At 67.6% G+C, this 9,457-nt stretch carries 10 protein-coding genes; 9 read left to right on the top strand and 1 reads right to left on the bottom strand.

Features of this window, described 5'->3' with window-relative positions; translation table 11 throughout:
- The first annotated feature begins 139 nt into the window (after positions 1–139).
- From ACGFSB_RS18740 to ACGFSB_RS18700, 9 genes are all read left to right on the top strand, one after another.
- On the top strand, positions 140–784 hold the full coding sequence (locus ACGFSB_RS18740) for an HAD family hydrolase (RefSeq protein ID WP_393400126.1): 645 nt from the start codon (positions 140–142) through the stop codon (positions 782–784).
- A 146-nt stretch (positions 785–930) separates the two neighbouring features.
- Positions 931–1,638 (top strand): VC0807 family protein, encoded by a 708-nt coding sequence (locus ACGFSB_RS18735; protein WP_393400123.1) that lies wholly within the window; start codon positions 931–933, stop codon positions 1,636–1,638.
- Positions 1,639–1,681: 43 nt separating this feature from the next.
- Complete coding sequence (locus tag ACGFSB_RS18730; RefSeq protein ID WP_393400120.1) at positions 1,682–2,911, top strand: MFS transporter; 1,230 nt, start codon at positions 1,682–1,684, stop codon at positions 2,909–2,911.
- Positions 2,862–4,037 carry an acetoin utilization protein AcuC gene (locus ACGFSB_RS18725; protein ID WP_393400117.1) on the top strand — a complete coding sequence of 392 codons (1,176 nt, stop codon included), beginning with the start codon at positions 2,862–2,864 and terminating at the stop codon, positions 4,035–4,037. The genes ACGFSB_RS18730 and ACGFSB_RS18725 overlap by 50 nt, the downstream gene beginning before the upstream one ends.
- Before the next feature lie 143 nt (positions 4,038–4,180).
- The gene (locus ACGFSB_RS18720) at positions 4,181–4,996 is read left to right on the top strand and encodes a phosphatase (protein WP_393400115.1); all 816 of its coding nucleotides are present in this window, start codon (positions 4,181–4,183) and stop codon (positions 4,994–4,996) included.
- A gap of 134 nt (positions 4,997–5,130) precedes the next feature.
- Positions 5,131–5,340, top strand: a complete 210-nt coding sequence (locus ACGFSB_RS18715; RefSeq protein ID WP_157869005.1) for a helix-turn-helix domain-containing protein — start codon at positions 5,131–5,133, stop codon at positions 5,338–5,340.
- A gap of 126 nt (positions 5,341–5,466) precedes the next feature.
- Entirely contained in the window at positions 5,467–5,565 is a 99-nt protein-coding gene (locus ACGFSB_RS18710) for a 30S ribosomal protein bS22 (RefSeq protein ID WP_003948845.1), read from the top strand.
- A gap of 329 nt (positions 5,566–5,894) precedes the next feature.
- Positions 5,895–6,941, top strand: coding sequence for an NAD-dependent epimerase/dehydratase family protein (locus tag ACGFSB_RS18705; protein ID WP_393400206.1), 1,047 nt, complete (start codon positions 5,895–5,897; stop codon positions 6,939–6,941).
- A 14-nt stretch (positions 6,942–6,955) separates the two neighbouring features.
- Positions 6,956–8,032 (top strand): lysophospholipid acyltransferase family protein, encoded by a 1,077-nt coding sequence (locus ACGFSB_RS18700; RefSeq protein WP_393400112.1) that lies wholly within the window; start codon positions 6,956–6,958, stop codon positions 8,030–8,032.
- A 69-nt stretch (positions 8,033–8,101) separates the two neighbouring features.
- Here ACGFSB_RS18700 and ACGFSB_RS18695 read toward each other — a convergent pair whose 3' ends face one another.
- Positions 8,102–9,337, bottom strand: a complete 1,236-nt coding sequence (locus ACGFSB_RS18695) for a DUF5667 domain-containing protein (RefSeq protein ID WP_393400109.1) — start codon at positions 9,335–9,337, stop codon at positions 8,102–8,104.
- Positions 9,338–9,457: the final 120 nt, after the last annotated feature.

Below are 9,457 nucleotides of genomic sequence, written 5' to 3'. Positions count from 1 at the left end.
CCCTGTGGGAGAGTAGGACGCCGCCGAACTATTATTAACGGGAAACCCCCGCACCCTCTGGGTGCGGGGGTTTTCTGCGTTCAGGGGCATTCAGGAGCATTCAAGGGGGGGCAGTGGCATTCGCATTTAGGGTCTAGTCATGCGCTACGACCTGGTCATCTTCGACAATGACGGCGTCCTCGTGGACAGTGAGCCGCTCTCCAACTCCATCCTGGCCGGCTATCTGACCGAGCTGGGGCACCCCACTACGTACGAGGACTCCCTGCGTGACTACATGGGGGCCGCCGTCCATCGCGTACACGATCTTGTTCTTGAGCGCAGTGGGCAGCGGCTGCCCGGGGATTTCGATGTGACCTTCCACGCTCGCGTCTTCGCCGCGTTCGAACGGGAGCTTGAGCCTGTGGCGGGGGTCGTCGACGTACTGGAGAAGTTGGTGGCCGACGGGGTCCCGTACTGCCTGGCCTCGTCCGGGAGTCATGAGCGGATCAGGGTCGGGCATCGGCGGACCGGGCTCGATCGGTGGTTCGGCGACGAGCGGATCTTCAGCTCCGAGGACGTGGGGCGGGGGAAGCCGGCGCCGGATCTCTTTCTGTACGCCGCCGAGCGTATGGGGGTGGCGCCCGAGAAGTGTGTGGTGGTTGAGGACAGTCCGTTGGGGGTGCGGGCCGCTGTGGCGGCGGGGATGGATGTGTACGGGTACACCGCCATGACTCCCGCGGAGCGTCTTTCAGAGGCTACTGAACTCTTCGGGGACATGGGGGAGTTGGCTGACCTGCTCGTATGACGCGAGCGTGGTGGGCTGTCTGACATTTGTCACTGCCAGGTCCGGACGTTCGTTTCTGTCGGCCGGTAGGTGGTCGCGGCGAAGCTGTGTGCATCGAGAACGAGCGGGACGCACACAGTGCCAGCGACTACGGAGGACCGATCATCATGAGCCAGCTCGCCACCACCGCTACTGCCACCGATACGAGTGCGACCGCCACCAACACGGGAACCTCCGCTCGGCAGTCGCGGTGGGAGTCGCTGCAGCCGCTCGTGCTCGACGCGGTGGTGCCCACAGCCTCGTACTACCTGCTCAGTAAGGGTTTTGGGATGAGCACGATGGCCGCGCTCGCCTGGAGCAGTGTGGTGCCGGCCGGGCGGACGCTGTGGAGCCTGGTCAAGGAGCGGCGGGCCAATGGGCTCGCGGCTCTCATCCTGACCGCCAACGTCGTCGGGCTGCTGCTCAGTCTGGTGGCCGGAGACCCCCGGCTGATGCTGGCCAAGGACAGTGGGATCACGGCGACGATCGGGATCGCTGTGCTGGTGTCCGTGTTCGCGGGGCGGCCGATGATGACCGCCGGGCTCAAGCCCTGGGTGACCAAGGGGAATCCGGCGCGGACCGCGGTGTGGGACCGGCTGATCGCCGAGCGTGGGCAGTTCGCCCGGTTGGAGCGGACGTTCTCGGTGATGTGGGGTGTGGCGCTGTTCGGTGAGGCCGTTGTGCGGGTCGTGGGGGCCTACACCCTGCCGATCGACACCATGGTGTGGCTCAGCGGCGCGATCGCGGCGGTCACCATCACGGCGACGGTCCTGGTCAGTGGTGGCCGGGTCGTCGATCCGATGGAAAAGATGGTGAGTAGGAAATTGGGTGAGTGATCTATCTACCCACCGGTAGTCAGGGGTCCTACGCTCAGCAGCCATGACAGATGAGCTGCGGCGCGGTAGGGCCTCTTTGGCGTTCAGCTTCCTCGTGCAGGGCGTCACCTTCGCGCTCCTTGTGACGCGGATCCCCGCCATTCAGGATCAGTACGGGATATCCGACGGCCTGTTGCCGGTCTTCCTGGCCGCTGTGCCGATCCTGGCGGGAGCCGGCAGCGTGGGCACGGAGTGGCTGGTCAAGCGGGTGCCGCCCAGCCGTGTGCTGCGGTGGTCGCAGCCCGTGGTGCTCCTGGCGCTGCTCGGGGTCGGTGCGGGTGACGCCCTGTGGCAAGCGGGCTTGGCGCTCGGGGTGTTCGGGCTTTCGGTGGGGGCGCTCGACGCGTCCATGAACATGCTCGGGGTGAGTCTCCAGCGGGCCTACGGGCGCAGCATCATGCTGGGGTTTCACGCGGCGTACAGCCTGGGCGGGATCGCGGGGGCCTCGATCGCGTGGGCGGGGGCGCACTGGGATCTTTCGCTCTTCGTCTCCTATCTGCCGGTGGCCGTGGTGCTGTTGCCTGCCGCGTTGGTGGGGAGCCGGTGGTACGTCGATTCCGGTGCTGGTGCTGGTGTTGATTCCGGTGCTGATGCTGCTGGTGAGGCGAAGGGCGGGCCCGTTGTCTTCAAGCTGCTCCTGCCGCTCTGCCTGGTGATGACCTTCGCGTACATCGGGGACTCGACCGTCTCCAACTGGAGCGCTAAGTACTTGCAGGATGTGCTGGGGAGCTCGGAGGAGGTCTCCACCGTCCCCTACAACGTCTACATGGTCATGACCCTGCTGGGGCGCGGGCTCGGGGACCTGGGAGTGCGGCGGTTCGGGGCCGTGGCCGTGGTGCGGGTCGGGTCGGTGGTGGCCGCGATCGGGTTCGCCGTCGTGGCGACGGCGCCGGGGGCGTGGACCGGGATTCTGGGGTTCACGGTGCTCGGGCTCGGGCTCTGTGTGATCGTTCCGCAGACCTTCGCCGCGGCGGGGCGGCTCTTTCCCGGTGCTTCGGACGCCGCTGTCGCTCGGCTCAATGTCTTCAACTACGTGGGGTTCTTGATCGGTTCGCCGTTGGTGGGTGCGCTCGGGGACGCTTGGAACTACCGCGGGGCGATGCTCGTTCCGATGGTGTTGGTGCTCGTGACCTTGTTGTACGCCCGGTCCTTCGCCCCTGGAGCGGACCGATACGGTGACGGGCATGAGCGGGCGCGCACAGCTGATGTGGGACGAGGCAGTAACGGGCTATGACTTCGGTCCTGAGCACCCCATGGACCCGGTCAGACTCGCGCTGACCAGAAGTCTGGTCGGTGCCTTCGGGCTCGACAAGGATCTTGACGTGGTCGCGGCCAAGCGTGCCGGTGATTCGACGCTGCGGCTCGTGCATCGCGAGGACTATGTGGAGGCGGTCAAGGCCGCGTCAGCCGATCCGGCGTCGGCGGATGGCAGCTATGGCCTCGGGACCACGGACGATCCCGCCTTCGCGGGGATGCACGAGGTGTCGGCGCTGATCGCCGGGCAGTCGGTGGGAGCGGCCGAGGCGGTGTGGCGCGGGGAAGCGCTGCACGCGGTGAACTTCGCGGGCGGGCTGCACCATGCGATGCCGGGGGGCGCTTCGGGGTTCTGTATCTACAACGATGCCTCGCTGGCCATTGCCCGGCTGCTCGAGCTGGGCGCCGAGCGCGTCGCGTACGTCGATGTGGATGTGCACCATGGGGACGGGGTGCAGGCGTCCTTCTGGGACGACCCCCGGGTCCTGACGATCTCGATGCACGAGCATCCTCGGACGTTGTTTCCGCAGACCGGGTGGCCTGAGGAGACGGGGGCGGCCGGGGCGGCGGAAGGGTCGGCCGTGAATGTGGCGTTGCCGGCCGGGACCGGGGACGCGGGGTGGGTGCGGGCGTTCCACGCTGTGGTGCCTGAGTTGTTGGCGGAGTTCCGGCCGCAGGTGCTTGTCACTCAGCACGGGGCCGATACGCACTTCGAGGATCCGCTGGCGCACCTTGCCGTTTCGCTCGATGCTCAGCGGGCTGTGCAGGTGGCCTGCCATGAGCTGGCGCATTCGTACGCCGATGGGCGCTGGGTCGCGCTGGGTGGTGGCGGGTACGCCGTGGTGGATGTGGTGCCTCGGTCCTGGACGCATCTGGTGGGTGTTGCCGCGGGGCGGGAGATTTCGCCTTCGGCGGTGATTCCTGAGGGTTGGCGGCAGGAAGTCTTCGCGCGTACGCGGCAGTTGGCGCCGGCGCGGATGACTGATGGGCGGTGGCCTGTCTCCTGGGCGGAGTGGTCGGAGGGGTATGACCCTGCGGATCGGCTTGATCAGGCGGTGCTTGCTTCTCGCCGGGCCGCGTTTCCGCTGCGGGGGTTGTTGCCGTAGGGATGGTGGCTCCGCCCCCTGGGCCCCCGTACAAGATGTCCTCAATCGCCGAACGGGCTGAACTGTGGATCCGTTAGCCCAACTGTGGGGGGTTTCCGGGGTTTTGGGGATACGCGTCCGGCTGATGCGCCAGCATCTAGCCCGTGTTGAGCACCGGAGCGTTACGTGCGCATCTGTTGGCTGCCCGCCTCGCCGGGCCCGTGGCCACCTCTCGGGAAGTGAGTCTGCGGAGTTACCGGCTCTTCGCTGCCCGGGATCCGCGGATACTGCTCGGGCTTGATCCCGAGTGGAGTTGGGGGGCCGGTGACCTGCTTGGGCTCATGGCCGACAAATGTGGGGTGTCCGCTGATCCGGAGCACACGTCGGGGCCCGATGTCATCGACCCGGAGCGGACGCTGATCGCGCTCGACGCCTTTGCCGAGCGGCTCGCGGACGCCGCGTCGAGGAGGCTTCCCGTGCTCTTCGGGACGGGGCATCCGCACCGTCTCCTCGGCTTCTACGCCGCGCTGGCGGACGCTTTGTCGGCGGCAGGGTGCACCGTTCTCACCCCCGCGCAGGGCAGCAGTGTCGACATAACGACCCGGTTCGGCCTACGCACGTACAACCTTGACTACGTACAGGGAGTCGCGTTGGTGCGGGAACCCGGCGTGCGTCCCACCGGGAGTGAGACCGGCGCGCACACCCATTCCCCGCTCCCGGTTCGGGCCGCTCTGGCGGCCGTGGCCGAGGGTGAGGGGCCGCTTCCCGAGCTTGTCATCGGAGACCATGGATGGGTCTGCGGGGCAGGTCAGCTGGGGTTTGAGGCGATCGGTCTGGCGGATACGGATGATCCCGCGTTGTTCGTCGGAGAGGCGGAGGGGCAGGTGTCCGTCGTCGTTCCGCTTGATGACGCTGTGCGATCTGATTACTACCGACCGCTTACTCGCTATGTACTCAATCGAGCGTGTCTGTCACAGTAGGCGGCCGATCGCTACTCCTCTTCCCCACTCGCATCATCCGCCCCTAGTCTGGTGAGTGAGCGCGCAGAGACGAAGAGTCACCGGAAGGGGAAGCCGGTGCCCGTCATATGTGCGGAAGGTTCAGGTGGGGTGTCATGGCAGCTGACCAGAGGCCGTTGAACGAGGTTCAGTTTCTGACCGTGGCGGAAGTCGCCTCGGTGATGCGAGTGTCCAAGATGACCGTGTACCGCTTGGTGCACAGTGGTCATCTGCCCGCCATCCGGGTCGGAAGGTCCTTCCGTGTCCCGGAGCAGGCGGTCCACGAGTACCTCCGCGAGTCCTATGTAGGGGTCGAGGCGGGCTGACCGGAGCCGGTCGATCGCCCTCGATTACGTCCCTCACCATGGGGCGGGTAGGCTAAGGCCGACGTAGGTCGTGTGGGCCCAGTCAGCTGCCCCGCACCCAGTGAAGAGAAGTGAGCGAGGGTAGTCGTGGGCTCTGTTATCAAGAAGCGGCGTAAGCGGATGGCCAAGAAGAAGCACCGCAAGCTGCTGAAGCGCACTCGCGTTCAGCGTCGCAACAAGAAGTAAGCGGCAGCTGTAACAGCGTGTCTCGAAACCCTCCCGTCGTCCGACGGGAGGGTTTCGGTGTATTCCGGCCGGTTTCCGGGGCGGGACAGGTCCCTGGGGGGCTTGTTTCGAACGTACGTCCTGGGCAAAATGTGCTGCCCGATCCTGACGATCCCGACGTATGGCCTGGTCTCGGCGTACGTCCCGGTCTGTACGTACGTGTGTGGCTGTCGTCACTTCCTGCATCAGGCGGTCATCACAGCGCAACATCGACCCGCTAGCGTGTGCCAGGAGAGAGAAATGACGGGGCGCGGCAGGACTTCGAGGGCTGGGGAAGGCAGGCGCTGATCTTGGGCAAGGTCGTGCTCGTGACCGGAGTGGCCCGACAACTGGGCGGGCGGTTCGTCCGACGCGCTTTGCGCGATCCCGAGGTCGACCGGGTGATTGCCGTGGACGCGGTTCCTCCCGAGCACCATCTGGGCGGCGCCGACTTCGTCAGGGCCGACATCCGGCAGCCCGCGATCGCCAAGGTGCTCGCCGAGTTCTCCGTCGACACGGTCGTGCACATGGACGTCACGGGCACCGCGCTCGCCGGCGGCAATCGCGGCTCGCTGAAGGAAACCAACGTCATCGGCACCATGCAGCTGCTCGGCGCCTGCCAGAAGTCGCCGACGGTCAAGCGGCTCGTGGTGAAGTCGAGCACCAATGTGTACGGCTCCGCGCCGCGCGACCCCGCGGTCTTCACCGAGACGACGCCGCCGAAGTCGCTGCCGAGCGGTGGCTTCGCCAAGGACACCGTCGAGGTCGAGGGGTACGTACGCGGATTCGCGCGCCGCCGCCCTGATGTGGCGGTGTGTGTGCTGAGGTTCGCCAACATCCTGGGCCCGGCCGCCGACTCGCCGCTCGCCGAGTACTTCTCGCTGCCGGTCCTGCCGACGGTCTTCGGCTACGACCCGCGCCTGCAGTTCGTGCACGAGGACGACGCGATCGAGGTCCTGCGCCTCGCCGCGCGCGACCCGGAGCGCGGGAGGCTCAACAGTGGCACGTTCAACATCGCGGGTGACGGCCTGCTGCTGCTCTCGCAGTGCTCGCGGCGCCTGGGGCGTCCGACGCTGCCGGTGTTCATGCCGGCGGTCACCTGGGTCGGCCAGGCGCTGCGGACGCTCGGCATGACGGACTTCTCGCCCGAGCAGATCAGGCTGCTCACCCATGGCCGGGTCGTGGCCACCCGGCAGATGCGCGAGACACTGGGCTTCAGGCCCAAGTACACGACCGCGGAGACCTTCGCGGATTTCGTACGCAGTCGGGGTCCGGGACTTCTGCCGCCGCAGGCTGTCGCGGGGGCCTTCGACCGGATCGCCACGCTGCCCTTCGTGGGCAACCAGAGCGCCAACTGAGGAGAGCGTCAACGATGGCGGACGCCAAGGTCATTCCGTTCGACGACGACCGGTCGCGCGGGGGTGTGCAGCGCCCGGCGCGGCGCAGGGGCGCGGCCCGGCGCCAAAACGATCCGGCAGCCGTGCGTGAGGTCACGGCCATGCCGGGCCAGCAGGACGGGGAGCGGCCGGGTGCGGAGCGGGCCGTTCCGGAGGCCTCGGGGGAGCCTGTGCCCGCGCCGGGGGCCGTTCCGGGGCCGCGGGGCGGTGGTGGTGGCCTGGAGCGGCGTGTCGCGGGCGGTCTTGCCTTCCTGCGGCGGCGGCTCACCGGGGACTACGAGGTCGATGACTTCGGGTACGACGAGGAGCTCACCGACCAGGTCCTGATGTCGCTGGTCCGGCCGCTGTACGAGAAGTACTTCCGCGTCGAGGTGAAGGGCATCGAGAACATCCCGTCGGACGGCGGGGCGCTGATCGTCGCCAACCACTCGGGGACGCTGCCGCTCGACGGCCTGATGATGCAGGTCGCCGTGCACGACAACCACCCCGAGGGGCGGCATCTGCGGCTGCTCGCGGCGGATCTCGTTTTCATGCTGCCCGTGGTCAACGAGCTTGCCCGCAAGGCGGGGCACACTCTCGCGTGCGCGGAGGATGCCGAGCGACTGCTCGAGCGGGGTGAGCTGGTCGGGGTGATGCCGGAGGGGTTCAAGGGCATCGGGAAGCCGTTCAGCGAGCGCTATAAATTGCAGCGGTTCGGGCGGGGCGGGTTCGTCTCCACCGCGCTGCGGACGGGGACGCCGATCGTTCCGTGCTCGATCGTGGGGGCGGAGGAGATCTATCCGATGATCGGGAACGCGAGGACGCTGGCGCGAGTCCTTGGTTTCCCCTACTTCCCGATCACGCCTACGTTCCCCTGGCTCGGGCCGCTGGGGGCGTTGCCCCTGCCGACGAAGTGGACGATTCAGTTCGGGGAGCCGATTCCTACGGACGGGTATCCGCCGGAGGCTGCCGAGGATCCGATGCTGATGTTCAATCTGACGGATCAGGTGCGGGAGCAGATTCAGCACACGTTGTACAAGCTGCTGGTGCAGCGGCGGTCCGTGTTCTTCTGACCGGTCGCTCATCGGAACACGTCGGAGGGCCGGATCCCATGGGATCCGGCCCTCCGACGTTCAGTGGTGCTACTTCATGTCCTCCTCGTCGATCCCCAGGCCAGGCAGCAAGCCCGGCAGGATCGGTGGCACCGTGACATCCGGCTTTGCCGTCGGGAAGTCCTTGTCGGGGTTGCCGTCCGAAGGGGTGGTGGGGGTCGTGTCGGACTTCGGGGGGTCCAGGAGGCCGCCCGTGTTGCCGCCCAGGAGGCCGTCGTTCTCGCTGTCGCCGTCCGGTGTGGACGGATGCGGCCTGCTGCCCTTGCTCGAGCCGTCCCGGGGGGAGCTCGTGGGGGACGAGGGGCGGTCCGGGACGGTGGAGCCCGTGGAGCCGCCCTGGCTCGGTCGGCCGGGGGTGTTGTTCGTGTCCGGGGTGCGGGGGAACAGGGAGCGGAGCGGGTCGACCTCCTGGTCCATCGCGTCGAAGACCGAGCTCACCTCCTGACCCACGTCGCCCAGCTGGACGGGCAGTCGGCTCTGCAGGTCGCTCCAGCTTCTGCGGTGCGACTCGGAGAAGGCGGACAGGGCCTGGATGGGGCCGAGCGAGCCGTCTCGTTCGTACGCCTCGTGCAGCAGGCGGTGGCCTTCCGTGGCGTCGTACCGCATACCGGAGAGCGCTCGCCTGACCTCGCCGAGGGATTCGTGGTCGAGGTCGCCGCTGCGGCCCCGCTCCATCAGGCGGCGGGCTTCGTTCAGACGGTTCGACGCGTGGTCGAGGTAGATCTGGCCACGGTCGTTGTCGCCGTCGGCCATACCGAGTTTGAGGTCCTCCATGCCGCGCTTCAGGCCGTACAGCGAATCGCCCGGCAGCGCGTCGGAGCTGGCCGCGGCCACTCCGCTGAACGCCCCCGCGGCGACGCCGACGGTGAGCCCGCCCGCGGCGATGCCTTTCGACAGCCGGGAGCGTGGCTTCAGCTTGTGCAGTCCCGTGGCCCGGTGGGCGCCCTTACGGGACCGCTGTTCGGGCACCGAAGTGCCGATGGTCCCGACGCCCGCGGCCGTGCCCTCGAGGAGCATGGCTTCCATGGCGGCTACGAGCTGGGCCCGATGGACCACTTTGACCTCGGGATCCAGCTCCGGTTTCGGCAGCTCGCCGAGGCCGGTCGCAAGGGCCAACATCCGGTCCGGGGCCGTCTGTTCGGACGGTCCGGAATCGGGCGTGACGGAATCTTCGGTCTGCTCGGCCGCCGGGTCCTGGTCGGAATGCTCCTCCAGGGCCTGGGCGAAGGCGTTCGCCCGCCGGTGTGCCGATACGTTCGCGATCACTGGCGGCACCTCCTCTCGTCATGACGGTCGACTCCCCAGGGGGTCCTGAGGGTTGCCCGACCTGACCAATCCCACACGATCGAGTGAGCGAATGGGATCTCCCCTTGCCCTTTAAGGGCT

This window comes from Streptomyces sp. NPDC048441, assembly GCF_043200235.1.
Lineage (GTDB): Bacteria > Actinomycetota > Actinomycetes > Streptomycetales > Streptomycetaceae > Streptomyces.
This window is presented reverse-complemented; position numbering and strand designations above follow the sequence as displayed.

Coding starts and splice junctions, on each gene's coding strand:
- ACGFSB_RS18740 (WP_393400126.1), top strand. CDS start 140: ATGCGCTACGACCTGGTCATCTTCGACAATGACGGCGTCCTCGTGGAC.
- ACGFSB_RS18735 (WP_393400123.1), top strand. CDS start 931: ATGAGCCAGCTCGCCACCACCGCTACTGCCACCGATACGAGTGCGACC.
- ACGFSB_RS18730 (WP_393400120.1), top strand. CDS start 1,682: ATGACAGATGAGCTGCGGCGCGGTAGGGCCTCTTTGGCGTTCAGCTTC.
- ACGFSB_RS18725 (WP_393400117.1), top strand. CDS start 2,862: ATGAGCGGGCGCGCACAGCTGATGTGGGACGAGGCAGTAACGGGCTAT.
- ACGFSB_RS18715 (WP_157869005.1), top strand. CDS start 5,131: ATGGCAGCTGACCAGAGGCCGTTGAACGAGGTTCAGTTTCTGACCGTG.
- ACGFSB_RS18700 (WP_393400112.1), top strand. CDS start 6,956: ATGGCGGACGCCAAGGTCATTCCGTTCGACGACGACCGGTCGCGCGGG.